Annotated in this window: 19 protein-coding genes and 5 pseudogenes; 8 read left to right on the top strand and 16 right to left on the bottom strand. The window is 63.6% G+C overall.

Translation table 11 applies throughout. The annotated features are described in order from the left end of the window. Nucleotides 1-99: 99 nt before the first annotated feature. Both KWO_RS04670 and KWO_RS04675 read left to right on the top strand, forming a co-directional pair. Nucleotides 100-794 (top strand): annotated as a pseudogene (locus KWO_RS04670) (alpha/beta fold hydrolase); the annotation flags it as partial. 81 nt (nt 795-875) lie between these two features. Continuing rightward, a complete protein-coding gene (locus KWO_RS04675) occupies nt 876-1,907 on the top strand; it encodes a SphA family protein (RefSeq protein WP_026112784.1) in 1,032 nt (343 codons plus the stop codon). A gap of 174 nt (nt 1,908-2,081) precedes the next feature. On the opposite strand, the pseudogene KWO_RS04680 reads toward KWO_RS04675, so the two are convergent. Continuing rightward, nucleotides 2,082-2,746: pseudogene (locus KWO_RS04680) on the bottom strand (GntR family transcriptional regulator); the annotation flags it as partial. A gap of 236 nt (nt 2,747-2,982) precedes the next feature. Between KWO_RS04680 and KWO_RS04685 the strand changes: the two are divergent. From KWO_RS04685 to KWO_RS04695, 3 genes and pseudogenes are all read left to right on the top strand, one after another. Next, a pseudogene (locus KWO_RS04685) lies at nt 2,983-3,521 on the top strand (class III extradiol dioxygenase family protein); the annotation flags it as partial. 1 nt (nt 3,522) lies between these two features. Beyond that, nucleotides 3,523-3,861: a protocatechuate 3,4-dioxygenase subunit alpha gene (locus tag KWO_RS04690; protein WP_010367445.1), complete on the top strand. Its 339-nt coding sequence runs from the start codon at nt 3,523-3,525 to the stop codon at nt 3,859-3,861. 65 nt (nt 3,862-3,926) lie between these two features. Beyond that, the gene (locus KWO_RS04695; protein ID WP_010381603.1) at nt 3,927-4,928 is read left to right on the top strand and encodes a LysR substrate-binding domain-containing protein; all 1,002 of its coding nucleotides are present in this window, start codon (nt 3,927-3,929) and stop codon (nt 4,926-4,928) included. 169 nt (nt 4,929-5,097) lie between these two features. Here the strand turns inward: KWO_RS04695 and KWO_RS04700 are convergent, their stop codons facing one another. From KWO_RS04700 to KWO_RS04730, 7 genes and pseudogenes are all read right to left on the bottom strand, one after another. Further along, nucleotides 5,098-6,576 carry an AMP-binding protein gene (locus tag KWO_RS04700; protein ID WP_017112751.1) on the bottom strand — a complete coding sequence of 493 codons (1,479 nt, stop codon included), beginning with the start codon at nt 6,574-6,576 and terminating at the stop codon, nt 5,098-5,100. A 197-nt stretch (nt 6,577-6,773) separates the two neighbouring features. Then, a pseudogene (locus tag KWO_RS04705) lies at nt 6,774-8,238 on the bottom strand (aldehyde dehydrogenase). Between the two features lie 83 nt (nt 8,239-8,321). Beyond that, nucleotides 8,322-9,149 carry a p-hydroxycinnamoyl CoA hydratase/lyase gene (locus tag KWO_RS04710; protein ID WP_010367438.1) on the bottom strand — a complete coding sequence of 276 codons (828 nt, stop codon included), beginning with the start codon at nt 9,147-9,149 and terminating at the stop codon, nt 8,322-8,324. Nucleotides 9,150-9,194: 45 nt separating this feature from the next. Then, the gene (locus tag KWO_RS04715) at nt 9,195-9,668 is read right to left on the bottom strand and encodes a MarR family winged helix-turn-helix transcriptional regulator (RefSeq protein WP_010367437.1); all 474 of its coding nucleotides are present in this window, start codon (nt 9,666-9,668) and stop codon (nt 9,195-9,197) included. Nucleotides 9,669-9,798: 130 nt separating this feature from the next. After that, nucleotides 9,799-10,206, bottom strand: a complete 408-nt coding sequence (locus tag KWO_RS04720; protein WP_010367436.1) for an EF-hand domain-containing protein — start codon at nt 10,204-10,206, stop codon at nt 9,799-9,801. A 208-nt stretch (nt 10,207-10,414) separates the two neighbouring features. Continuing rightward, nucleotides 10,415-11,137: a hypothetical protein gene (locus tag KWO_RS04725; protein ID WP_017112747.1), complete on the bottom strand. Its 723-nt coding sequence runs from the start codon at nt 11,135-11,137 to the stop codon at nt 10,415-10,417. Nucleotides 11,138-11,219: 82 nt separating this feature from the next. Further along, complete coding sequence (locus KWO_RS04730) at nt 11,220-12,125, bottom strand: SMP-30/gluconolactonase/LRE family protein (RefSeq protein WP_010381600.1); 906 nt, start codon at nt 12,123-12,125, stop codon at nt 11,220-11,222. Between the two features lie 186 nt (nt 12,126-12,311). On the opposite strand from KWO_RS04730, the gene KWO_RS04735 reads away from it, so the two are divergent. Continuing rightward, nucleotides 12,312-13,421 (top strand): Gfo/Idh/MocA family protein, encoded by a 1,110-nt coding sequence (locus KWO_RS04735; RefSeq protein WP_010381596.1) that lies wholly within the window; start codon nt 12,312-12,314, stop codon nt 13,419-13,421. 347 nt (nt 13,422-13,768) lie between these two features. On the opposite strand, the gene rlmM is transcribed toward KWO_RS04735, so the two are convergent. The 5 genes from rlmM to KWO_RS04765 all read right to left on the bottom strand — a co-directional run bounded on the left by rlmM (nt 13,769) and on the right by KWO_RS04765 (nt 19,207). Next, nucleotides 13,769-14,812, bottom strand: a complete 1,044-nt coding sequence (gene rlmM, locus KWO_RS04740; protein ID WP_010367428.1) for a 23S rRNA (cytidine(2498)-2'-O)-methyltransferase RlmM — start codon at nt 14,810-14,812, stop codon at nt 13,769-13,771. A 36-nt stretch (nt 14,813-14,848) separates the two neighbouring features. Beyond that, nucleotides 14,849-15,409, bottom strand: coding sequence for a nucleoside deaminase (locus KWO_RS04745; RefSeq protein WP_010367427.1), 561 nt, complete (start codon nt 15,407-15,409; stop codon nt 14,849-14,851). Then, nucleotides 15,409-15,831, bottom strand: coding sequence for a hypothetical protein (locus KWO_RS04750; RefSeq protein WP_017112744.1), 423 nt, complete (start codon nt 15,829-15,831; stop codon nt 15,409-15,411). The genes KWO_RS04745 and KWO_RS04750 overlap by 1 nt, the downstream gene beginning before the upstream one ends. Nucleotides 15,832-16,140: 309 nt before the next feature. Further along, on the bottom strand, nt 16,141-17,082 hold the full coding sequence (locus tag KWO_RS04755) for a DMT family transporter (RefSeq protein ID WP_010367425.1): 942 nt from the start codon (nt 17,080-17,082) through the stop codon (nt 16,141-16,143). A 385-nt stretch (nt 17,083-17,467) separates the two neighbouring features. After that, the gene (locus KWO_RS04765; protein WP_010381595.1) at nt 17,468-19,207 is read right to left on the bottom strand and encodes a glutamine--tRNA ligase/YqeY domain fusion protein; all 1,740 of its coding nucleotides are present in this window, start codon (nt 19,205-19,207) and stop codon (nt 17,468-17,470) included. 491 nt (nt 19,208-19,698) lie between these two features. Between KWO_RS04765 and KWO_RS04770 the strand changes: the two genes are divergently transcribed. Beyond that, on the top strand, nt 19,699-20,340 hold the full coding sequence (locus KWO_RS04770; RefSeq protein WP_010381590.1) for a glutathione S-transferase family protein: 642 nt from the start codon (nt 19,699-19,701) through the stop codon (nt 20,338-20,340). Between the two features lie 2 nt (nt 20,341-20,342). After that, nucleotides 20,343-20,573, top strand: coding sequence for a putative signal transducing protein (locus KWO_RS04775; RefSeq protein WP_010367414.1), 231 nt, complete (start codon nt 20,343-20,345; stop codon nt 20,571-20,573). Between the two features lie 418 nt (nt 20,574-20,991). On the opposite strand, the gene KWO_RS22450 is transcribed toward KWO_RS04775, so the two are convergent. The 3 genes and pseudogenes from KWO_RS22450 to KWO_RS04785 all read right to left on the bottom strand — a co-directional run bounded on the left by KWO_RS22450 (nt 20,992) and on the right by KWO_RS04785 (nt 24,068). Then, nucleotides 20,992-21,456: a response regulator gene (locus KWO_RS22450; protein WP_010381588.1), complete on the bottom strand. Its 465-nt coding sequence runs from the start codon at nt 21,454-21,456 to the stop codon at nt 20,992-20,994. Beyond that, nucleotides 21,453-23,364, bottom strand: a pseudogene (locus tag KWO_RS04780) (ATP-binding protein). Before KWO_RS04780 ends, KWO_RS22450 begins: the two are co-directional and overlap by 4 nt. Further along, nucleotides 23,361-24,068 (bottom strand): helix-turn-helix transcriptional regulator, encoded by a 708-nt coding sequence (locus KWO_RS04785; protein ID WP_010381586.1) that lies wholly within the window; start codon nt 24,066-24,068, stop codon nt 23,361-23,363. The pseudogene KWO_RS04780 and the gene KWO_RS04785 overlap by 4 nt, the downstream one beginning before the upstream one ends. Between the last annotated feature and the right edge of the window lie 42 nt (nt 24,069-24,110).

The following is a 24,110-nucleotide window of genomic DNA, read 5'->3' on the forward strand; positions in this document are numbered from 1 at the left end:
ATCGGCAGCTGTTAGCGAAGTGTTGATATGCATCTAGCGCTATAACGAAGGCAGCAGATTCCATACGACGGACGAGGCAGGCGTGGCTACAGTCGCGTCATGATCTCGTCCGCTCACCCTTCGCCCAAGCCGGCATTGCTGCTGTTGTGCGGCTTGCTGTGCGATGCCGCCATCTGGCAACCGCAGCGTGCCGCGCTGCGCGATCTGGCCGATGTGCAGGTGGTGGATTTCGCCGGGTTCGACAGCATTACGCACACGGCCACGCATGTGCTGGCCGTCGCGCCGCCGCAATTTGCGCTGGCCGGGCATTCGATGGGCGGACGGGTCGCGCTGGAAATCATGCGGCAGGCGCCCACACGCGTGCTGCGGCTGGCATTGCTCGACACAGGCATCGCGCCGCGCCGTGATGGCGAACGCGAAGAGCGACTGGCGCTGGTACGACTGGCGCACGCCCAGGGCATGTACGCGCTGGCGCAGCGCTGGTTGCCGCCGATGCCGTGCTGATGGATGGCTTGATGGCCATGGTGCAGCGGCAGAGCGCGCAGAGCTGCGCCGGGCAGAGCAACGCATTATTGGAGCGCCCCGATGCAACGCCGGTGCTCGCGCAGATTGCGTGCCCCACGTTGCTGGAGGCCGGGCGACAGGATGCGTGGAGTTCGTTGGCGCGGCATCAGGACACGGCGCGGCAGATTTCACAGGCGCAGCTGGCAATTTTCGAAGACTGCGGGCACATGGCGCCGGTCGAAGCGCCTGCCGCCGTCAACGACGCGCTGCGCGACTGGCTGCAGGCCGCGTGCCGCTGTCTTGCAATACCGCTTTGTCCCTCCTCGCGTCGCATCGCAGTCATCTATCCATTTGTAACGGAGATTCGCCTAGTGGAGCGCGTCCGTTCGTCTGTTCGTTGTGGTTCCGTGTTGCCGCGTGCGCTGTCGCGTCGTCAACCTGCATTGATCATCGCCGCCTTGCTGGCCGCGGCATCGCCAGCGGCATGGGCGCAGTCCGTGCCGGAAACTGCGGCGGTCCCCCAGGGCATCAACCTGGGTGGTACCAGCTTCCTCGATGGCTTTAGCTCCATGAAACCTGGATGGACAGTCATCGAATACCTGCGGCACGCCGATTTCGATGCGATCAAGAATGCGAACGGCGACAATTCGCCCGCCTTCCGCGATCCCAAGATTGGCACCAGCGTGGTGTTGACCCAGCTCATCTACGTGACACCGTACACATGGAAAGGCGGTGCCTTGAGCTTCAACGCCATCGTGCCGCTGGTCAATTACGACACCTTCTTCGCTGCCGATAGCCCGGTGCGAGTGAGCAGCAATGGCTTCGGCATGGGGGACATTTCGTTCGGGCCTGCGCTGCAGATGCCGCCGGTGATGCGTGTTGGGCGGGTGTTCTTCTTCCAGCGAATTGCCATCGACGCATTCGCGCCCGTGGGCAAATTCGATCGTGATATCGCCATCAACCAGAGCACCGGTTTCTGGTCGGTCGCACCGCAGTGGGCCTTTACCATGCAACCCACCGACAGCTGGGAAATCAGCGGGCGGGTGAATTACCTCTACAATTTCCGTAGCAACCGCGCTGGCGGTGTGCCGCCTATTCGCGGGTTCCAGTTTCGCAATGGCCAGGCCGGTGATGCGCTCTGGGCCAACTTCGCCAGTTCGGTCAAGGTCACCGAACAACTGCGCCTCGGCATTAACGGGTTTTATCTGCAGCAGCTAAAGGACAACCGCACCAATGGCGAGCGCGTGCCGGACAGCAAGCGCAGGCAGTTCTATGCGGGGCCCGGGATGTCCTGGGGCTTCAATGAAAAGAACCTGCTCAATTTCAATGTCTATCTCCCCATCGATGTCGAAAACTCGGTGGCGGGCAACACTTACAACCTGATGTTTGTGCATTCGCTGTAACGCGCGGCGTTAACGCGTTCCATCTTGCCGGCGCACTGGTGCAGGCGTATGGGATGGAGCGGATGCGATGCGCCGAGCGGATTGACGTGGGTTGTACCTCTGGCGTTATCGCTCACTCTGGTGGTGCTGTCCCTGCGATCGAATGCAGCACTGCGACATGCGTGTCTCACAGTCCATGCTGTGCCGCTGCGTGTTGGCATGTTCGCGAAACAGCAATTCCGCTCGTGCGCCATCGCGTTGTTCGATGGCCGAGACGATCGCACCATGTTGCCTGTGTCCGTCATACAGATCGGCATAGTTGAGCGTGGCAGAGCGTTGGCCGAACACCACGTTGATCGGGCTGACGAACGGCACCAACGTGCACCCTTCCACGGTTTCGGTGACGATCGGCTTGTTCGCCGCCTCCACAATGGCGCGATGAAAACGGGCATTCATTGCGCCATGGGCCGCTCATCGTCAGTGCAGAGGTCGCGGCTGGACAGGATACGGTCGCCTTCGCCCAGACAGGCGCGCAACGTCGCGAGCAACGCTGCAGGGGCGCCCTGTTCGGCAACCGTGCGCGCGGCCATGCCTTTTATCAGCGCGCGCACGGCCAGCGCATCCAGGCTTTCCTGCTGGCTAAAACGCCGCGCCGCGTAACCATGGTTGCCGGCCTGCACCAGCAAGCCTTCCTGGCATAACGCCGGTAGGGCCTGACGGATCGGCGTGCGCGAAATCCCCAGGCGCTCGGCCAATGCCGCTTCGGTAACGCGCTCGCCGGGGGCGAAGGTGCCGCACAGGAGCAATTTGCGTAGCTGCTGGATTGCTTGCAATCGGTGGTTGTTCGCCATTGGCTCCATTCTCTCGCGCCATACCGCAGCGCACGTTCCTTCGAAAGAGAAAACTCGCACTTAACCGTGTATAAAAACCTTGCGGATGAGATCGCTTGATGGCAATTTGGATCACAAAGATACCGTGTTGACGATCCGCAGTCGTTGATCCTCCTTTTTGAGATCCATTGCGTTGCAGAACCCGATTCACACACTGATGCGCGTCCGCCCCAATCAGCGGCCGGCCCGCGTCGCAGGAGCGCAGCATGGCAAGCATCATCGGCGGTATCGGGGCCTCGCACGTTCGCACCATCGGGGTGGCCTACGACAAGGGCAAGCAGCAGGATCCGGTGTGCAACCGCTGTTCGACGGTTACACGCCGGTGGCCGCGTGGCTGGTCGAGCAACAGGCCGACGTGCTGGTGTTCTTCTACAACGACCGTTGCACGGCGTTCTTCTTCGATCTGTACCCCACCTTCGCGTTGGGCGTGGGCGAGCGCTTCCCGGTTGCCGACGAAGGCGCAGGGCTGCGCAACTTGCCGCCGATTCGCGGCGACGTGCAGTTGCAGGCGCATATCGCCGAATGCCTGGTCAATGACGAATTCGATCTGACCGTATTCCAGGACAAACCCATCGACCACGGCTGCGCGGCGCCGCTGCCGCTGCTGTGGCGGCATGTGCCGGACTGGCCGGGCACGGTGGTGCCGATCGCCATCAACGCGCTGCAGTGCCCGCTGCCGACCGCGCGTCGCTGCTATCGGCTTGGCCAGGCGGTGCGCCGCGCGATCGAATCGTATCCGGAAGACCATGGAGCAGATCGACGGTACGTACCTGTTCGATCTGCGCACCAGCAATCGCGCGCTGCACCTCAACCGGTTCTTCTGGCACATGATCCGCGCCCCGTGGCGCGATCGTTTTTTGCAGGACGCGCAGGTGCTGATGCAGGAAGCCGAACTCACCGAGCAGGAGAAGGCGCTGATCCGTGCGCGCGACTGGCTCGGTCTGGTGCAGTACGGCGCCAACTTTTTCGTCATCGAAAAATTCGCGCGTGTGGTGCGCATGACCAATCTGCAGGTCTACGCCATCATGCGCGGTGAATCATTCGAAGACTTCATGCAGACGCGGCGTGTGCCCCATGCGCGCTGAGCTACGCGTCTCGGCTGTGCGCCGCATCGCCGCGTTACCCGACTTCCTAACGTAAGGCCCACCCCATGACCATGTCTTCCGTGTTCTTCGAACACCGCATCAAGGTCCGGCATCTACGTGTCATCGAGGCGCTGGACCGGCAGAAAAGCCTGTTGCGCGCCTCACGCGTCTTGAATGTCACCCAGCCCGCGCTCACGCGTGCCTTGCAGGAGATCGAAGAGATCGTCGGCGCGCCCTTGTTCGAGCGGCACTCGCGTGGCGTGCGCCCCAACGCCATGGGCGAGGTGCTGGTACAGACTGCGCATGTGGTGCTGGGCCAGCTACGGCGCGCGCAGGACACCTTCGAAGGGCTGCTTCGGGACGATGCGCTCACGATTACCGTCGGCGCCTTGCCGGTGGCGGCCAGCGGTTTGCTGCCGGCGGTGCTGGCCGCGTTGTATCGCACCGAACCCACGCTGCGGGTGCGCTTGCTGCACGGCCGCACCGATGAGCTGTTGCCCAAGCTGGCCGGTAACGAAATCGATCTGGTGGTCGGGCGCTTGTATCCGCTGGCCCGCTACGATGCGCTGATTCGCAAGGTGCTGTACCAGGATCCGATTGCGCTGGTGGCACGTAGCGACCACCCGCTGTTTGCCAATGGCCCGATGCGTATTGCCGAAGCGGCGGCGTACCGGCAGGTACTGCCGACGCTGAGCCAACACGTCGAACGCGACGTGGCACAGGTCATGCGCGAGCATGGCCTGGCAACGCGCGACCAACTGCGTTCCAGCTCGGCCAGTTTCACTCGCGAAATTCTGCTGGGCACCGACAGCATTGCGGTGATGCCGAGCATGATGGTGGCCGGCGACATCGCACGCGGCGAGTTGCGTGCCTTCCAGCTGCAACAGCCCTCACAGGCGCGCGCAGGCGGGGTGATCTATCGCGATGGCGCGGCAATCCACAAGCCCGGCGTGCGCTTGCTCATGCGTGAGCTGGAAAACCAGCTCGCCCTCATGGCCGAACAGGGTGCGGTCTGGGTAGATGATCGTATCGGCGAAGACGACGTGTTGCTGGACGAGTCTGCGTGATCGCAGAAGGCTTGGGCAGCGAGCGCCGCTTGGTCACTCACGCCGATCTGCGTGAACACTCAACGGGTGTCGAGCACGTAGCGGTTTAGTGCGTTGGACAATATGCGGTAGGCAAGCAACTGGCAGCCCCAGGCTGCCCGTTGTGCCGTTCGCGGTGCGCGATGGCATATCAGTTCTCATTGGCCAAGGCATCCTTCAAATGGGCCTTCTGCAACTTGCCGGTTGCGGTGCGCGGCAATGCGTCCACCACTCGCAGGTGCTTGGGCACCTTGTACTTGGCCAGCCGTGCGATCAGATAGCTACGGATTCCTTCCAGATCCGGTACCTCATCGGCCGGCACGATCGCCAGATAGCCCACTTCGCCCCATTGCTGATCGGCCATGCCGACGACGGCGCACTCGCGGATGCTCGGGTGATCGGCGAGCACCGCTTCGATCTCTGCCGGATACACGTTCTCGCCGCCGGAAATGAACATGTCCTTCTTGCGGTCGACGATCCAGAAGAAGCCGTCGGCATCGCGCTGCACGATATCGCCGGTACGGAACCATCCGTCACTATCGAGCACGTCGGCGCTGGCCTGCGGGTCGCGCCAGTAACCAGGGCTGAGGTTGGGGCCGCGCAAGAGCAGTTCACCGGGAACGCCTGCTGGGCAGTCGTTGCCGTTGTCATCGACCACGCGCGTCTGCACCGATGGTGCTGCAATGCCAGCCGCGCCCAGCTTGCTGCGGATCACATCGGAGTTCACCGACATGCCGAACACCGTGCCCGCTTCGCTCATGCCGAAGCCGCAGACCATCGGGACGCCATCGTCCAGCCAGCCGAGCAGATCGTCGCTGGCGTGCGGCGCACCGCCGCTGACCAATGCGGTGAGATGACGCAGCGCTTCTGCATCGAAGCCGGGCTGATTGCGAAATGCCTGCATCATCTGCGGCACGCCGACGTAGTGGGTGATACCCAACGAACGGTCGGCGAACCAGCCCAACGTGCGTTTGGGCTCGAAGCCATTGGACACCTGGATCGAGCCACCCACTGCCAGCACCGGGCGCACATTGGTGACCAGGCCGATGATGTGAAACATCGGCGCTTCGCACAGAAAACTGCTGCGTGCGTCCACGCGCGTGGTGACGCCGAAGTTATGCGCGGCGTGTTGCAGATTTTGCTCGCTCAGCATCACGCCCTTGGGCTGACCGGAGGTGCCGGAGGTGAACAAAATCAGGCTGACGCGTTCGGGCGGAATCGATGGTGTGTCGGCGGGCTCCAGGGCATCGGCGCTTGCGATGAAATCCACCAAGGCTTCCACGTCCATGCGACCGGCGGCAACATCGTCGCCCAGCAGCAGGCGTGGCTCGGCGCGTTGCAGCAACGCATCCAGTTCGGTGGTACTCAACCGCCAATTGAGCGGCACATAAATCGCACCAACCCGCCCGCAGGCGTAATGCAATGCCACTTGCCACACCGAATTGCGTGCCAGTACCGCGAGTCGCTGCCCATCGACGCAACCACGCCTGCGCAGCATGGCAGCCAGGCGGCCGACCAACGCGTCGAGTTCGGCGTAGGTCCATTCGATGCCCAGCAACAGATCGCGTGCGGCGAGCTGTTGCGGCGAGAGACGGGCGTGGAAAGCGATCGAGTCGGTCGGCATGGCCATGGCGCTGTCTTCTGGAAAATTAGGAAGTGACTGGTGTGCGTGCGACTGCTGCGTGTGGAAGGTTTAAACGCATCGGAGAGTTGGTGTGCAAATTTCGCCTGCAGGCATCCAACACGCCGGCACACAGCATGCAAGCGGTGAGCACTCACTCGGCGAAATTGCAGCCCATCAAGCGCGCACGCTTGTTGGGACGTGCGCTAGCTCAGATATACGGTTTTGGTTTCGAGGAAAGCATGCAGACCTTCGATACCGCCTTCGCGACCGATGCCCGACTGTTTGAAGCCACCGAATGGCATGCTGATGTCTACCCACATGCCATTGATAGCATGACTGCCACTGCGCACGCGACGTGCGATGCGATAGGCGCGTTCGGCATCTTCGCTGTAGATGCTGCCGTGCAAACCGTAGTCGCTGGCATTGGCTTTGGCGATAAGATCGGCTTCGTCTTGGTAGTCGATGAAGCTCACCACCGGCCCGAAGATTTCCTCGCGCGCAATGGTCATGTCCGGTGTGAATTCGGAGAACACCGTCGGTTCGACAAAGAAGCTGCGCGGCAAGTGCGCCGGGCGGCCACCGCCCCTGACCAGGCGCGCGCCTTCGGCGCTGCCTTTTGCGATGGACTGCACGCGTTCGAGCTGGCGGCCCAACGCCAATGGACCCATGCTGGTGTCGGCAGCAAATGGGTCGCCGAGTTTCACTGCGCTCAATGGCGCGCAATACGCCTGCAGCATCTCCTCGCGGCGCTGCGCCGGCACCAGCACGCGTCAACGAAAAGCACACCTGCCCGGCGATCGGCATGGAGTAGGGCACCAAGGTGGGCAGCACCTTGGCGATGTCGGCATCTTCCAGCATGATCGCCGCCGATTTGCCGCCCAGCTCCAGACCAACCCGCGCCAGGCGCTCGGCGCAGGCGATGCCGATCAAGCGCCCCGCCTGGGTAGAGCCAGTAAAGCTGACCTTGTCCACATGCCGATGGCGGATCAGTTGCTCGCCCACCCCGCGGCCGGCGGGAAGCAGATTGAACACGCCTTCCGGCACGCCGATAGCGCTGACGCGCTCGGCCAGGACGTAGGCATCGATCGGCGTTTCCGGCGAGGGCTTTGCCACGACTGTGCAGCCAGCCGCCAGCGCGGCGGCGACCTTGTAGCAAAGCAGTACCAGCGGCGCGTTCCAGGGCGTGATTGCCGCAACCACGCCGACCAGTTCCTGCACCACATGCACGCGCCCACCATTGGGGCACACACGCGGTTCGACGAATGCGTGGGTGGCAATCAGATCGGCGTAGTAGTCGAATAAATCCGGCGCCTGCTGCGACGCGCGCTTGCTGAAGCCAAGGGTCGCACCCACCTGGCCCGTCCATGCTTCGGCCAGCTCCGGCATGCGTGCATGCAAGTGGTCGGCCACCCGCTTGAGTACCACGCAACGCTCTTGCGGGGAGAGCTGCGGCCAGGGGCCATTGCCGAATGCGCTGCGTGCAGCGGCAACGGCCGCTTCGATATCTGCATGCGAGGGTTCGGTGTAGCGCAGCAGCCGTTCTTCGGTATGCGGCGCGATCACATCGACCTGGCGATCGCCCGTGCTTGCGCGCCATTGTCCATCGATGAACAAGCCCAGCGGGCTGCGCGCGGCGATCCCGCGCAGCGTTTGGGATAAGGCTTCCATACTCCCTCCTCGGTGCAGAAAACCACTGGCAGCGCCAGCGATGCGCGCCTAACGCGCACCACTTCGGACGCCGTAGGACGCGCTTACGCTTTGCGGTTGCTGAGGTCGTACTCGCCCAGGCCGGGCTTGTAGCTCTTCTCGTCGATGAACTGGCGGATGCCTTCCTTGCGGGCGTTGTTGTCGAACGAGTTGGCCGCTTCCTGCATGCGCACCAGATAATCCTCGGCTTCGTCGTAGGTCATGGTGCCAACGCGGCGCACTGCATCCTTGGCGTACTTGAGTGCGACAGGGTTCTTGCGCAGCAGCAGCTCGGCCACTTCGCGGGTGCGCGCTTCGAGACGTTCCAGCGGCACGCTTTCGTTGACCAGGCGCCATTCGGCCGCCTTCTTGCCATCCACCATTTCGCCGGTCAGCGTCATCCACATCGCATCGCGCATGGAAAGCAATTCCACCGCCACCTTGGTCACGCCACCGCCGGGCAGGATGCCCCAGTTGATTTCCGACAGGCCGAACTGTGCCTCGTCGGCGGCAATCGCCAGATCGCAGGCGAACAGTGGGCCGAAGCCGCCACCGAAGCACCAGCCGTTGACCATGGCGATGGTGGGCTTCTGATACCAGCGCAGGCGGCGGAACCAGCCATACGATTCACGCTGCGAGCGACGCACGCCGCGCAGACCCTGCGCTTCGGTTTCGCGAAAATATTCCTTCAGGTCCATTCCGGCCGACCAGGCGGTACCTTCGCCACCGAGCACCAACACGCCGACGTTATCGTCGAATTCCAGCTCGTCCAGCACGTCCATCATGCGGCGGTTGAGCGCCGGGCTCATCGCGTTGCGCTTGTCGGGGCGTGCGAACTTCACCCAGGCAATGCGGTTTTCGATGCGAACCGATACCACGTCATGCTCGTTCAAGAAGCGTCTCCTTCAAGTCGTGAGAGTGCTGGTGTGTTGATGTGCTCAGAGTGCTTCGGCCAGCGCGGTGTCTGATGCGGCGGCGCGTTCCAGTGCAGCGCTGGCGTTCAATTTGCAGAGCAGGCGCAGCAAGGTCTGTTGCTCGCTGGCCTGCAGGCCCGTGCAGGTGCGTTCGCCCGCGCGCGCCAGGCAGCCTTGCGCAACCAGCAGCGTGCGCTTGCCCAGGTCAGTCAGATACAAGCCCTTGCTGCGACGGTCGCGGCCGGCCAGGCGTTCGATCAGGCCTTGCTCGGCCAGCGCATTGGCGATTTTCATGCCAGCCGCGCGATTGACCAGCAGGCGGTTACCCAGCTCGGTCTGGTCGCAGCCGGGTTGATCGCGAATATGGATCAATGCGGTCACGCGCGCCGGAGTGAGCTGCAGCTCTGCCAGTTCCTGGCGCGCGGCATGGCTAGAGGCTAGCGCAGCCAATTGCAGCTGATAGCCAAGGTCGGCAGCAAGTGAAAGGCGAGCGGTCATTTGTTGGTCCAGATTGTATCCGTTAAATACAATGTAGCCGACCGAAACGGGCGCTGCAAGAGGCGGCGATGGCGCTACGCGAAGCACTGTGCGCGGCTGCGTAGTACAGCCGCGCTTGCAGAAGCGACGATTATTGCATCAGCCAGCCGGCGAGCTGTTCGCGGGTCAGATAGCCGCTGTGATGGGTGTCGAGCGCGTCGAATTCATCGGCCAGGGCAGGGTTGGCCTGCGCCTCGGCGCGGCTGATGCGGCCGTCGCCATCGGTGTCCATCGCCTGAAAATCGATGTGATAGCTGCCGACCACGCTGCTTGGCTGGATCGAACGCACGATTACGCTGGATTCGCCGCGCGGGCGCGCCAGCTCGGTTTGGTGGGTGACCTCGCCGCTGGCTAGCGACTGGGTGCGGATGGGGCTGGGGACACCGATCAGCGGCGAGCTGCTGGCCGGGGTGGGCGTCTGTTGTGCGTGCGCGGCGGTGCAGAGCAACAGCGAGAGAGCGAGCGTGGAAATGCGTGTGGCGGTGCGGCGAGTAGTCATCAGATCCCCCTGATGTAGAACAGCTTGCAAGCATAGAACGTGGCGGGCGATTTGCGTGCGTGCGGAACCGCGCGTGGCGGAGAGTGGCGGGTGATGCTTTGTTCAATCGGGTTATCGGAGCAAATATGGTTCGTCTCGGCGCTGCGCAGTTGGGCACAGGCGAGTCCTGCGCATTGCATAGCGCGCAGGACTTACCCTGAGCCTGCGCTCAGCCCGGGATAAACGGAAACACGATCTTCAACAGGCCCTTCAGGCCGCCCTCCGCAGTGCTTGCCACCGCCTTGGCACCCAGGCTGTTGAGCGCGCGGCGCACGTCTTCCCAGCGCAGCTGCGCGATGTCCTTCTTGAGCAGATCCGCGACCTCTTCTGCGGTGGGCGTGAGCTTCTGCAATTCGCGCACGGTGGCTTGCGGATCCGGTTGCAGATAGCCCCAGCGCTCGGCGATTTTCAGCAGCGTGTCGAACCGCACCGCGACCACCTCGCGGTTGCGTTCGTACACTGGCAACGCGCCGACATCGAGAATGGCTTGTTCGAACTGCTGCGCATCGTCGGGATGTTCGATGCGCACCGCCAGAAAGCCTTCCTTGCGGCTGCGTTCGCTGACGTGCTTTGCGCCGGAGCGCAGATTGTCTTCGGTAAACACGTTGGCAACGATGCGCTGCATGGCGGCGTCGCCTTCTTCGGGTACCAGCGAGCGCCAACGCGCATAGCCATCGCGCCGCAATGCCTTGACCTTGGCCGAGGTCACCCGCAACTGCAACGCGACCATGGCGTTGGAGCTGTTGCGCGAGATGGCGCCGTCGCGCTCGAGCAGTACGAAGATCAACAATTCCAGGTCACGCTTGGTCAGCGACTGAAACCCCTGCAACAGGGTCAGGCGCAGGAATTCGTTGCCAAATGCGGCCGCGTCCTTCAATTCGATCGGTTGCATGGGGGAGTCCTCCACAGGTGACCTGCAGGATGCCAGGACACTGTTGCGCGGCCTGAGAACCAATGCGACGCAGACGCCAGTTTCAGCGACCGGTTTCGCGCCCGCGGTGATCGGACCTGAACGTTTCAACTGCGCCGCGGTCCTGCAAGGTGACGAACACCTGCCGGCCATCGCTACCGCCGAATGCCACGTTGCTGACCTTGCGGCCTTTCAGCGCAACCGTGCGCAGCAGTTTGCCCTGTGGCGACACCACCGCAATCTGCCCGGCATCGTAGCGCGCGATATACAGATTGCCGTCGGCATCGCAGCGCATGCCGTCCATGCCGAAATCGGCAAAGCTGATCAGCAGGCGTTTGTTGCGCAGGCTGCCGTCACTGGTCCGGTCATAGACCCACACCTTGCGCGACATGCTTTCGTTGACATACACGTGCTTGCCGTCGGGGCTGACATCCAGCCCGTTCGGTGTGGTCATGCCTGCTTCCAGCAGCCGCACCACGCCGTCGCGGCTGATGTGCCACAGGCGCCCGCTGTTGTCCTTCCAGTTCGGGTCGCTGGCGTAGAAGCTGCCATCGGGCGCCAGCGCCAGATCGTTGGGGCCATCGGCATCGGGCAACGCCGCGAACGTACTCACTGCGCGCGTTTGCATGTTCACCTGCAGAATGTTGTGGCCTGTGTAATCGACGACATACATGGTGCCGTCGCGAAAGCGGATGCCATTGCCGGTGCTGCCGTCGGGCAGGGTGACGAATACCTCGGCCTTCGCGCTGCCGTCTGCCTGCAGCGCAATGCGTGCGATGGTCCCGTCTTTGCCCAGATTCACTGCGTACAACGCGCCATCCGGACCAGCGGCGGGCCCTTCGGCATTGTGGGTGAATGCACCATCGCCGATCAAATCGCTCGCAACGAAGGGTTTGTCGGCGGCGATAACGAACGAACTGGACAACAGCAGTGCCAGCGGCAAAAAACGAAGACGTCCAACAACGGTCATGTGCGCTACTCCGGATGTGATCGCCAGCAGTGTGCCAGAACCTGCTGCGCGACCATGGCGGTGATCACATGCGATCAAGTAAGGTGCGCGAGCAGTACGCCCTAGAGCGGCTAACAAAGCGTCGCGATCGGTCTGAAGACTGCGCAGACGTTTGGTTGGCTGTTATCACTTGCGAAGGAGGTTTGCATGTCCGTGGAATCGATCACACGTCGCCGCTTGCTTGCCGCCTTTGGCGGAGCAGGCATTCTGCTCGCTGCACCGACGTGGGCAGTGCCGAAGAAAAAGCCTGGAAAACCTTTAAATGTGGCGTTGGTCGGGCTGGGCAGTTATGCCAGCGAACAGCTCGCACCCGGCCTGGCATTGACCAAGCATTGCAAGCTGGCGGGCATCGTCACCGGCACCCCGTCGAAGATTCCGCAGTGGCAGGCCAAGTACGGCATTGCCGATCGCAATGTCTACAACTATGAAAATTTCGATCGTATCGCCGACAACGACGAGATCGATGTGGTGTACATCGTCACGCCTACGCACTTGCATGCGCCGCTGACCTTGCGCGCCGCTGCCGCAGGCAAGCACGTGTGGTGCGAAAAGCCGATGGCGATGCATGCCGGCGAATGCGAGGCGATGATTGCGGCCAGCAAGCGCAACAAAGTGGCGCTGACCATCGGCTACCGCATGCAGCACGAACCCAACACACGTCGCCTGATTGCGATGGCTAGCGAAAAGCCGTTCGGCGCGATGCAGCGCGTGCGTGCCGAGGCCGGGTACAGCGGCTATCAAGGCACTGCCAAGGCCGACCGCCCGTGGCGGTTGCGGTCACAGTTCGGCGGCGGTGCGATGTACGACATGGGCGTGTACCCGCTCAATGCTGCACGTTACACAGTGGGTGCTGAGCCGCTGGCAGTGACGGCCAAGCGCTGGACCGACCGCCCTGATCTCTTTGATGAAGTCGACGAGCACATGGACTTCACGCTGGAATTTCCGAATGCGGTGCGTGCCGAGTGCAAGACCAGCTTCGGCAAGAACATGAATGTGCTGCGCGCCGAATGCGAGCGCGGCTGGTACGAGTTGTCGCCATTCCAGAGCTATCAGGGCGTGACCGGCAAGGCCAGCGATGGACGCGTGTTCGACGCCAAGGTGCAGCATCAGCAGGCATTGCAGATGGACGAAGACGCGCTGGCGATCATGAACGGCACGCCGCTGCGTGCGCCGGGCGAAGAGGGCCTGCGCGACATCCGCATCGTCGATGCGATCTATCGCTCGGCGCGCGAGGGCAGCAAGCGTATCGTGCTGTGAGGGGGGCCTGCTCTGTCCATTCGCGGAGCGGGTGACTCAGTGAGCTGAGCAAGCAGGCGTGCTCAGCTCGGTTTTGCAAAGCGGTCCTGCGGAGGCGTTGTATGTCACTTGGCGAGTACTGCCAGGCGACTGTGGCGGACGCCGACTGCCAATTGCGCGTGTGTGCAATGCCATGGAAGGCGCATTAGTTGGCAGCTGAACTATGCATGGCGGATTGCAACTGCTTTCGATCAGGGCCTTCCTGATCCCATCGGCACTCGCAGCAACTCAGCCAGCAGCCACTCGCTTTTACGATTCCCCGATCCCGATCCCGATCCCGATCCCGATCCCGATTCGCGATTCCCAGCTCAATCTCGCATCGCCAGCACCGTGATCTCTTCCCGGTCGTGATACAGCTGCTTGGCGCGCACGATCAATGATTTTTCTGCCTGTTGCTCGAACAGATCCAGGCATAGACGGGTCTCGTCCCAACGCTTTTTCATCGGCAGCTTGAGGTTGAAGATGGTGTTGCGGCACCAGCCTTCGCGTACCCAGGTGGCCATGCGTTCGGCGACGCGGCGTGGTTGCTCGACCATGTCGCAGACCATCCAGTCCAACGGCTGCGCAGGCTTCCAGTGAAAGCCGTCGGCACGCAGATGCTCCACCAGCCCGGTCTCCAGCACATGCTCGCGCAGCGGGCCGTTGTCCACGCTGGTGACGTGCACGTGCTGCCGCGTCAGCACCCAGGTCCAGCCGCCGGGTGCAGCACCCAGATCGGCCGCGCGCATGCCGGGTTTGACCAGTGCCTCGCGTTCTTCGGGAGTGAGCAGCGTCAGCAAGGCTTCGTCGAGCTTGAGCGCAGAGCGCGACGGCGCTTCCGGTAGCAATTTCAGGCGTGGAATGCCCAATGGCCAAGGGGCGCTATCGGCGCTGTCGGCCACCGCAAGCAAGGCGTGGTCGCCGTCGAGAAAACAGATATGCAACCGCGGTTGGCGCGGCTGCGGCTTGTCGGTGAGCAGGCCAGCTTTGCGCAGGGCGGGGCGCAGCGCATTGCCGAAGCTGCGCGCTAGGCCCGCCAGTGGCTTGCCCGCATCCGAATCCGGGTGTTCTACCCACAGATCGCCGAAACGCTGCTGCCCGTCCAACGCGGCCAGGATCGGGGTGATGCGGTCCTTGGGGTCGATGCCTTTCAGCTCGGCAATCACCAGCAGCTTCTGCCGCGCGAAGATCAATTCGCGCCATTGCAGCCTGGCAGCAAGTTGCGCGGCCTCGTCGCAGACGAACAGCACATAGCCGTCGTTGCGCTGGGTACGCGCATAACCGGCGATGCCGATGAATGCAGCGCGTGCGCTCAGTTCGGCGGCCAGCTCAGGTTCGAAGCCCTGGCGGCAGTAACACAGCAGACCGCTCATCGCCGCACCTGCATTGCGCCAGCAGCGCACGCGAAATCAATAATGGTCACCGCCGCCCTCGCCGTAGTTGCGCAGCACCGCGCAGGCCTGGTCGCGCAGCACGTCGCGCACCACTTCAATGCCGCGGCGGCTCAGTTCGCCCACCCAGTCGGCCGGCAACGGGCCTTCGTCGAATTGCGTCAGCGCCATCACGTCGTCGGCGCGCGCGCCGATCAGCAGGCGGTCGATGCCGGCCCACACGGTTGCGCCATAGCATTGGCAGCACGGCTGCGCCGAGGTGGCCAGCGTTACCGGCGCCAGCACATCGTTCAAACGCGGCGTCTGCAGGCGCTGTTGGGCGAGCATGTAAGCCATGTTTTCGGCATGCGCCAGCGAGGTGGTCTGCGGCACCACACGGTTCACCGCTGCAGCAATGATGCGGTGGTCCGGGCCGAACACGACCGCGCCAAAGGGGCCGCCGCTGCGCTCCTGCACATTCATCCGCGACAGCTCGATCGCCAGCGCCACCTTGTCTTCATCGCTGGGATAGGCGCGGCTGTCGTCGACATGCGCGTGGATCCAGTCGGGCAGGGTGAGGTGGACTTGCGCGTAAAGCATCAGTGGACCATTTCTGTAGGGGGAGTGGCGGGGCGCAGTGTATCGGCCTGCGCGTCCTTTGCGGCACATTGCCCGGCCACGCACTGGCAGGCGCTGATCTGGCGGAAGCCGCACACGCTCATCATGCCGCTGGCCTGGCACTGCGCGAGCACGCCCTTCGGGTCGGTGGCGCTGTTGACGTTGACGCAGGCCGGAAACGCGCCACAACAGTTGCCGACGTTCTTCACCGTGCAATCGGCATCGGTGCGGCAGGTGGTGGTGACGGTGATCGGTTTGGCCGGCGCCGGGGTGCGGGCAGGCCGGGAGCTGCTGGTCGATGACGGCGTGGCCGCATCGGTCGGTGGCGTTGCCGCACAGCCAATCGCGACAAGACAGGCCAGCAACAACAGGCTGCTCAGACACCAGGACTGAACACGGGACATACGGCTGCTCCGATCGGACCATATAAGGGGCCATGGTAAGCCCAGGCCGCGTGCCCGGTGGTAGCAGCCGGCGGGATCTGTGCCGGCAAGCAGAAAGCGGCGGATCGGCGAGCGTTTGTACGGCGGCGACGCGCCAGTGCTCGTACGGCGTTCGATCGGCGCTCAATGCCTCGCTATCAGCGATGAGCGCTGAGGGATCAAGTCCGCCACTGCCTTAAACGTAACTGCTCTATGCGGGTGGTGAATTGCAGAGGAAAGTGCCTGGCGTGTTCCCGCGGGACACAGCTGCATCGTGGTCACGCATGCGCCTCAGCGGCCCGCATCACGCGCTGGCGCATGCAGTGCCGCGCACCACAGCACGCCGACCAGCAAGCAGGCGATCGCGGCCTGCTCCAGCAGTGTGGGCAGGCGCATTTCCCAGGCAAAGCCGTACAGCAACGCGAATACTGTCTCGAACACGATCATCTGCCCGACCAGGGTCAGCGGCAGTACGCGGCTGGCGCGATTCCACAGCGCGTTGCCGATCACCGAGGCCAGGATGCCCAGCATCAGCGACACGCCCGAGAAACTGGCCCATGCGAGCGGTGCATGCGCTGCGCTACCGATCAAGGCGGCGGGCGCCAGCAGCAACGCCAATGCGCCGGTGACCACGCCGGTGAGCAGCGACCAGTCGCCGACGGACAGATCCGGGCGCCGCCGCAGCCAGCGTGCATTGGCGATCGAATAGGCCGACCACGACGCCAGCGCGCCCACCGCGCACAGCAGGCCGGCGATGCGGGTGAGGCGGTCGCTCGCTTGCTGGCCGGAGTCGTCCTGCACGGTATCCAGTGCCACCAATGCCACGCCGATCACGCACAGCACGCAGGGCGCCGCCAGACGCCGCAATTGCACCGCGTCTGCGGCACGCGTGCCGATCGCAGTGACCACGACCGGCAATAGCCCGATGATCAATGCGGTCGCCGCACTGCCCGCCCACTGCACGGCGCTGCCCAGCAGCACGTAATAAATCAGATTGCCCATCAGGCTCAGGCGCACCAGCGCCCACCATTCGGCACGACCCAGCCGGGCAGCGGTCTGTCGCGCGCGTGGCGCCAGCACCAACGCCGCCACCGCGCCATACGAGAGATAGCGCGCCACTGCCAATTGCAGTGGGGTAAATGCTGATAGCAATTGCGGCGCCAGAAATACCAGCCCCCACAGCGCGCCTGCGCCGATTCCGCAGGCGACACCGACCATCAAGCGTTCACGCATCGTGCTGTTCCTCAGGGCGTGCATCGCAGCGTGCCGTGCGGCAGGTGGTTGATCAAGGCGCGCGCTGTAGAAATTTGGACGCCGCCGTCGTATCGACGAAGTTACTGCAGCCCGCTGCGCTGCCGTGATCTGCAGGCCGAATGCTTCGGGTCATCGACTGCGTTGATTGATCGCCTGATGCCATCCCAGTACATGAGTGACCACCGCGAACTTGCTGGCGTGGCTGGATCAGATGTGTTGTGAGTCATTGCTCCGCGTCGGCGCTGAGGCCGGGGAAAGCGCGTCATTAGACGCAGATACCGCATCCGCAGGCGGCGCGATCACCGCCTGCTCCTGATAGCAGCAACGCCCGCTTCGAGCGGACGTCGCTGTATTTCGGACTTGGTTACTTGGCCCAGGTATCGCGCAGCGTCACGCTGCGATTGAACACCGGCGTGGCCGCGCTATGGTCGCGGCGGTCGGCCACGAAGTAGCCGGTACGCTCGAACTGAAACGCTTGCTCGGGCGCCGCCTGCGCCGCGCTCGGCTCCACATAGCCGCGCACGCTGCGCTTGGATTCTGGGTTGAGATGGTCGCGGTAGGTCTTGCCTTCGGATTCGTCGTCGGGCTTTTCCACCGAAAACAAGCGGTCATACAGGCGAATTTCCGCTTCCACCGCATGCGCCGCGCTGGCCCAATGGATGGTGCCCTTGACCTTGCGGTTGGAACCGATCATGCCCGGACGCGACTCCGGATCCAGCCAGCCGCGCAGTTCGATGATCTCGCCCGCTGCGTTCTTGATCACCTCATCCACGCGTGCAATGCCCGCGCCGCGCAGACGGATTTCGCCGCCCGGTACCAGACGCTTCCAGCCCTTGGGCGGAACCTCGGCAAAATCCTCGCGCTCGATCCATAGCTCGCGCGCGAACGGCACCTCACGCGTGCCGAAGCTTTCGTCCTTGGGGTGATTGGAAAACTGCAGCGTCTCGGTGTGGCCTTCCGGCAGATTGGTCAGCACCAGTTTGAGCGGGTCGATCACGGCCATGCGGCGCGCCGCTGCTGCGTCCAGATCTTCGCGCAGGCAACCTTCCAGCACCGAGAAATCGATCAGCGAGTTCTGCTTGCTGATGCCCACGCGGTCCACAAACAGGCGCATCGCTGCCGGCGTATAGCCGCGGCGACGCAGGCCTTGCAGGGTATACATGCGCGGGTCGTCCCAACCATCCACCAGCTGTTCTTCTACCAGCGCGGTGAGCTTGCGCTTGCTCATCACCGTGTAGTTGATGTTGAGGCGCGAAAACTCGATCTGACGCGGTTTGGCGGCTTCGCGCGGCAGGCCCTTGTCCAGCAGTGGCTGCAGCAAATCCGGATGACCGACCAGGTCTACCTTGTCCACGCACCAATCGTACAGCGGGCGATGGTCTTCGAATTCCAGCGTGCACAGCGAGTGGGTAACGCCTTCCACTGCATCGCCGAGCGAATGCGCGAAGTCGTACATCGGGTAGATCGGCCAGGCGTTGCCGGTGTTCTGATGTTCCACATGCTTGATGCGGTACAGCGCCGGGTCGCGCAGGTTGATGTTGCCGCTGGCCATGTCGATCTTGGCGCGCAGCGTGCGCGCACCATCGGGGAATTCGCCAGCACGCATGCGCTGGAACAGGTCCAGGTTTTCTTCGACGCTACGCTCGCGGAATGGCGAATTGCGGCCGGGCTCGGTCAGCGTGCCGCGGTAGTCGCGCACCTGTTCTGCGGAGAGGTCGCACACGAAGGCGTGGCCATCACGGATCAGCTTCTGCGCGGCCAGGTAATACACCTCGAAATAGTCCGAGGCGTGGCGCAGCTGCGCCCACTCATAGCCCAGCCAGCGCACGTCGTCCTGGATGGCAGCGGCGAACTCGGGGTCTTCCTTGGCCGGGTTAGTGTCGTCCAGGCGCAGGTTGCACAGCCCGCCGAACTCGGCAGCCAACCCGAAATCCAGGCAGATCGCCTTGGCATGGCCAATGTGCAGGTAGCCGTTGGGCTCGGGCGGGAAGCGGGTGCGGATGGTCGTGTGCTTGCCGCTGGCCAGATCCTCGCGGACGATCTGGCGGATGAAGTCTTTCTTCTCCGCCGGGGCGGTGGCGTCGGTGGCTAGGGTCTCGGACATGCGCGCATCAGCAATAGGTAAACCGCAAGTTTAGGCGGTGGCACCGGTTAGGGGTAGGCGGCCGGGCTGCGGGCCTGCGTTTGGCAGCGTCTTGAGCGGGTGCAGCGGGCTGGGTCCCCCGCGGCTCAGGTGGGTGCTGCCGGTGCCGCTGCTGGTCGCACTGCGGTTGGCCTGCGCGGTCACCTTGACGGACCACCACGGCTGGCAATGCTCTGCGCGGTTGTGGCTCGCGCTGCTGCATTAGCGCCGCGACCGCCGACCAAGAGCGATACGCGCGCGCGGCCAGCCGTTTCGGTGGCTGCAGACTGCGCAGTTCCCGTAATGCCTTGCCCTGACCATGCCGCAAAGATGCCGCCTGCGCCGGCCCGAGGCTGCGCATAGCCCTGTCGATGGCGGCTCCTGGGCAAGGCCTGTCGCGCGCAGCCGGGCATGGCTGGCGGCTACCGGTCGCGACGCGTACGCTGCGCCGACCCTCTTGGAGCGCACAGCCCATGCCACTGCCTCGTCTGGTGATCGGCGACAAGACTCTGTCCTCCTGGTCATTGCGGCCGTGGCTGCTGTTGCGGCACTTCCAAGTGCCGTTCGAAGAAATCGCCCTACCGCTCGCGACACCCGAATATCAGGCGCGCATTGCCGGCTATTCGCCCACACGCCAGGTGCCAGTGCTGTGGGACGACACCTTGCACGTGTGGGATTCGCTGGCGATCTGCGAGTACATCAACGAGCGTTGGCTGGACGGTCGCGGCTGGCCGGCCGACCTGGCCGCCCGTGCGCAAGCACGCGCTGCCTCTGCAGAAATGCATTCGGGCTTTGCGGCCTTGCGTAGCCAGCTGCCGATGAATCTGGCCCGCCCGCCGGGGCCCGCGCAGTGGGATGCGGCCGCCGAGCGCGAGATCACGCGCATCCAGGCGTTGTGGGCCAGTCTGCGCGCCGAACACGGCCATGCCGGGCCGTTTCTGTGTGGGCAGTTCGGCATCGTCGATGCGATGTTTGCGCCGGTGGCGCTACGTTTTTCCAGCTATGGTGTACCACTGTTCGAAGCGGCCGGCGATTATCTGGCGGCACTGGATGCGTTGCCGGCACTGCGCGATTGGCGCAACGGCGCAGAGCGTGAACGTGCGGAGCGTGGCTGAAAATGCAGATCGCCTACCGCGCCAGTCACATCATTGATGCGCATCTGGCCAAGCACGCGCTGGAAGATGCCGGCATCACCGCGTTTGTCTTTGGCGAATCGCTGCTGGGCGGCGCCGGCGAGCTACCTGCCTTTGGCGTGCTGCAGGTCTGCGTTGCCGATGTGCATTTGAGCCAAGCCCAGGCAGTGCTGGCTGAGATCGGCTTGTGCGGTCAGGTCACGCGGGCGGTGTGAGATTTCGACTTACCGCGTGGTCATGCAGGCGCACGTAGCTGCTCTAAATCGAAGCCTTGTTGGCCGAGCGCGCCACGGGTAGCTGGCTTGTGCTGAGTTGGCCGAGTGCGCGGTGCCCTCACCGCTGGCGGGACACGCCGTAGGCCCGTCCATCTGGCCGGCAATCGGTGAGGGCACCGCGCCAGACAGTTGGTTGGTGGTTCTGGGAAAGCACGAAACCGCACTGAACAGCTTGCTGATTGCTTTGTTGAAACTCTGCGCACCGACCAGCCTGACTGGTCCTTGCCCGCCCACCGTCGCGGGATCTTGGCGGCATGGATGCCGCCAAGGGGCTTACAAGCACGTACTTGAAGCGTGTCCCGCGATGGTGGGCGGGCAAGGGCTCTGCAACGAAGCCGCAGCTCGTCCGCTCTCCAACTCAACTCTGCTGACGCCACCCCGGCGGCGCTGCATCCGGTGCAGCCAAGGCACGCAGGCGCTTGAACAACACGGTGGTTTCGGCCACGTTCCAGACCCGCAAAGCGACCTCGAAGGTGTCCAGCGGTTTGGTCAAAAAGTCCTTGGCTCCCAGGCCCAGGGCATGGTGACGTGCGCTGCGGCTGGGGTCGGCGGTGAGCACGATCACCGGCAAAAACTGGCCAGGGTCGGAAAGCCGCGCCAGCTGTTCCAGCAGCGCGTAGCCATCCAGTTCGGGCATTTTCAGGTCTAACAGGATCAGGTCCGGCGCAAACGCCGAGACCAGCCCCATCACCCGCAGCGGATCGGTGGTGGCGATCACTTGCTGGAAGCCTTCGCGTTGCAGCAGGTCTTCGAGCAGCCGCACGTTGGCTGGTTCGTCGTCGACGATGAGGATGCGGGAACCGAGAATTTCGTCGCGTGTCATGCCAGCAACCTGTCGATTACAGTGAAAAAATTCCGCCACATCGAGCGGCTTGGTCAGATAGGCGCGCACGTCTTGATTGCCGACGCGTGCCAGCGTGGCAGTCGTGGCGTCGGCACTGATCACCACCACCGGGATGGCTGCCGTTGCTGGTTGCGCCTGCAATTCGCGCAACAGCTCTTCGCCGTTGCCATCGCTCAAGTGCAGGTCCAGCAGAATCAGATCCGGCGCGCCGTGCTGCAACAGCTCACGTGCCTGCGCCAGGCTGGCGGCTTCGAGCAGCTGCCATTGCGGGCGACGCTCGGTGAGCGTGCGGATCAAGGCTTGGTTGGATGGGTTGTCTTCGATGCTCAGCAGCCGGCACATGCCGCTGCCGGCATTGCTTGGTGGCAACAGGGGACGCGTCGGTTCGCTGTGCTGATGCTCGCCCTGCGGCAGCGAAATCCAGAACCGCGCGCCATCGCTGCTGCTGTCCACGCCGATCTGCCCGCCCATCGCCTCGATCAAGCGCTTGCTCAGCGCAAGACCCAGACCGGTACCTTCCACGGCCGAGCGCTCGGCGCCCAACCGCTCGAACGGTGTGAACAGTCGCTCGATCTGCGCCGGCGTCAGTCCTGCGCCCTGGTCGGCGACCGTGATGCGCACCTGCTCGCCATCGGCCTGCGCACTCACCTGCACCTGCCCGCCAGTGCGATTGAACTTGACCGCATTCGACAACAGATTGAGTAGCACCTGACGCAGCCGCTGCGCATCGGCGCGCACCGTCCATGGCCCGTCGATGGACGACGGTCGCAGTGTGATGCCGTACTTATCCGCATCCGGTGCAATCAAGCCCAGCGCCTCGTGCACAGCGGCACGGACAGAGATGGGTTCCGGATTCAGATCCAGCTGATCGGCTTCGATACGTGCGATGTCCAGCAGCTCGGTAATCAATCCGAGCAAATGCCTGCCGGCACCGAGAATATGCTGCAGATGCCGGCGATGACCGGGCTCGGGCAGGTCCATTTCCAGCACCTGCGCATAGCCCAGAATCGCGTTGAGCGGAGTACGCAATTCATGGCTGCTGCGCGAGAGAAATTCGGTTTTTGCCCGGTTGGCGGTCTCGGCCTCGCGTCGCGCCAGCTGCGCTTCGGCTGCGCGTGCGGCCAGCAGTTCGCTGGCCTGCGCCAAACGTTGGCCGACCTGGCCTAATTCATCGTCGGCACGCGGTTGCGGTGCCAGCGGCAGACCTTCGCCTAAGCGGTCGGCGTTGGCGGCCAGTGTGCGCAAGCGCCCGGACAAGGCGGAAGCGAACCATGCCACCGCAAACACGGCACCCAGGCCGCCCCGCATCGCTGCGTTTAAGGTGATGATGAGATTGCGCTGCCGCAGCCCTTGCGCCTTGGCAGTACGTGCCTGCAATTGTGCGGTTTCGTAATTGCGTAGCTCGCGCAATTCCGCACGCAGGATGTCGAGCTTGTACTTGCCGTCCCACAGCTGCCGAATTTCTTCCTCGCGGCTTAGATCCGGGGCCAGCAAACGGCGCCAACCTTGCATTTTTTCAGCAAAAAGTGGCTTGATGTGCGCAAAGCGTTGCGCTTGGGTGGGGTCGGTGATGCGTTGCGACAGACGGTCGACTACGCGTTGCAGGCGCGGCTCGGCATCGCGATACGGGGTCAGGAATTCATCGCGCCGCACCAGCCGATACCCGCGCACGCCAGCCGCAGTTTCGGCTAATAGTGCGTGCGCTTCGTACAGATCGCTCAGCACTTCCAGGGTCTGCCGCACGTCGTTTTCGGCGGCGATATTTTGCCGTTCCACGCTGTAGATCGCCATCAATGCAACGGCCAGCAGCAGCAATGGCAGGGTAACGACCGCCAGGCTTTTGCGGGTAATCGGCCAATCGTTCCAACGCATTGCCACTGCATTCATAGCGCAAGTCCGGATTGAACCGCGTACACCGCGGCCTGGGTGCGATCTTTTACCTCAAGTTTCTGCAGGATTCGCTCCACATGCACCTTCACCGTGCCCGGAGCAATCCCCAGTTCAGCTGCGAGGGTTGCGTTAGTGAGTCCGCGCGGGAGCAGTGACAATACCTGTCTTTCGCGCTTGCTCAGCGCGCCCAGACGATCGTCCTGCACTGGTTTGCGCCGCCGCGTGGCGATTGGTTTGGCGGGCTCAGCCACCATCGCCGGCAGCAGTAGCGCGAATGCCTGTAGCGCCTGCACATCGTCGTTGCCGGGTGCTGGGCGGCTCTCGTTCCAGGCCACGCAGAGCATGCCGTGGGTGGTGCCCAGCGCATGGATCGGCACCCTGGCTTCGCGGATGTCTGCAGGGCGCGGCGGCATCAGCCAGCCTGCTTCATGGCCGTCACCTGCAGCGCTGGCTCCCGGCGGTAATGCGCGGCCGCGGCTGGCCAATACCTGCGCGCGCGGGCCACGCTGCGCCAGCACCGCGCCGTGTTCCAGGCCCAGCAACAGCAGCACTCGCCCAAGGACCGCATCGCAGGCCTGCTCGGGGCTCTGTGCCTGGCGCAGTGCCACGGCGGCTTCCCACAGCGCCTGCCAGCGCGCACTGTCGGAGGCTTCGCGGCGTAAGGTTAGGCGCCAATCGCCAGCATTAGTGGGGGTTTCCATGATTTATCTCTAGGCCGATCAGCATATTTGAGCATATGCCAC

The organism is Xanthomonas vasicola pv. musacearum NCPPB 4379, assembly GCF_000277895.2.
Classification (GTDB): domain Bacteria; phylum Pseudomonadota; class Gammaproteobacteria; order Xanthomonadales; family Xanthomonadaceae; genus Xanthomonas; species Xanthomonas vasicola.

Coding starts and splice junctions, on each gene's coding strand:
- KWO_RS04765 (WP_010381595.1), bottom strand. CDS start 19,207: ATGTCCGAGACCCTAGCCACCGACGCCACCGCCCCGGCGGAGAAGAAA.
- KWO_RS04745 (WP_010367427.1), bottom strand. CDS start 15,409: ATGCTTTACGCGCAAGTCCACCTCACCCTGCCCGACTGGATCCACGCG.
- KWO_RS04770 (WP_010381590.1), top strand. CDS start 19,699: ATGCCACTGCCTCGTCTGGTGATCGGCGACAAGACTCTGTCCTCCTGG.
- KWO_RS04755 (WP_010367425.1), bottom strand. CDS start 17,082: ATGCGTGAACGCTTGATGGTCGGTGTCGCCTGCGGAATCGGCGCAGGC.
- KWO_RS04730 (WP_010381600.1), bottom strand. CDS start 12,125: ATGACCGTTGTTGGACGTCTTCGTTTTTTGCCGCTGGCACTGCTGTTG.
- KWO_RS04750 (WP_017112744.1), bottom strand. CDS start 15,831: ATGTCCCGTGTTCAGTCCTGGTGTCTGAGCAGCCTGTTGTTGCTGGCC.
- KWO_RS04735 (WP_010381596.1), top strand. CDS start 12,312: ATGTCCGTGGAATCGATCACACGTCGCCGCTTGCTTGCCGCCTTTGGC.
- KWO_RS04700 (WP_017112751.1), bottom strand. CDS start 6,576: ATGGCCATGCCGACCGACTCGATCGCTTTCCACGCCCGTCTCTCGCCG.
- KWO_RS04690 (WP_010367445.1), top strand. CDS start 3,523: ATGGAGCAGATCGACGGTACGTACCTGTTCGATCTGCGCACCAGCAAT.
- KWO_RS04785 (WP_010381586.1), bottom strand. CDS start 24,068: ATGGAAACCCCCACTAATGCTGGCGATTGGCGCCTAACCTTACGCCGC.
- KWO_RS22450 (WP_010381588.1), bottom strand. CDS start 21,456: ATGACACGCGACGAAATTCTCGGTTCCCGCATCCTCATCGTCGACGAC.
- KWO_RS04720 (WP_010367436.1), bottom strand. CDS start 10,206: ATGACTACTCGCCGCACCGCCACACGCATTTCCACGCTCGCTCTCTCG.
- KWO_RS04715 (WP_010367437.1), bottom strand. CDS start 9,668: ATGACCGCTCGCCTTTCACTTGCTGCCGACCTTGGCTATCAGCTGCAA.
- KWO_RS04695 (WP_010381603.1), top strand. CDS start 3,927: ATGACCATGTCTTCCGTGTTCTTCGAACACCGCATCAAGGTCCGGCAT.
- rlmM (WP_010367428.1), bottom strand. CDS start 14,812: ATGAGCGGTCTGCTGTGTTACTGCCGCCAGGGCTTCGAACCTGAGCTG.
- KWO_RS04725 (WP_017112747.1), bottom strand. CDS start 11,137: ATGCAACCGATCGAATTGAAGGACGCGGCCGCATTTGGCAACGAATTC.
- KWO_RS04775 (WP_010367414.1), top strand. CDS start 20,343: ATGCAGATCGCCTACCGCGCCAGTCACATCATTGATGCGCATCTGGCC.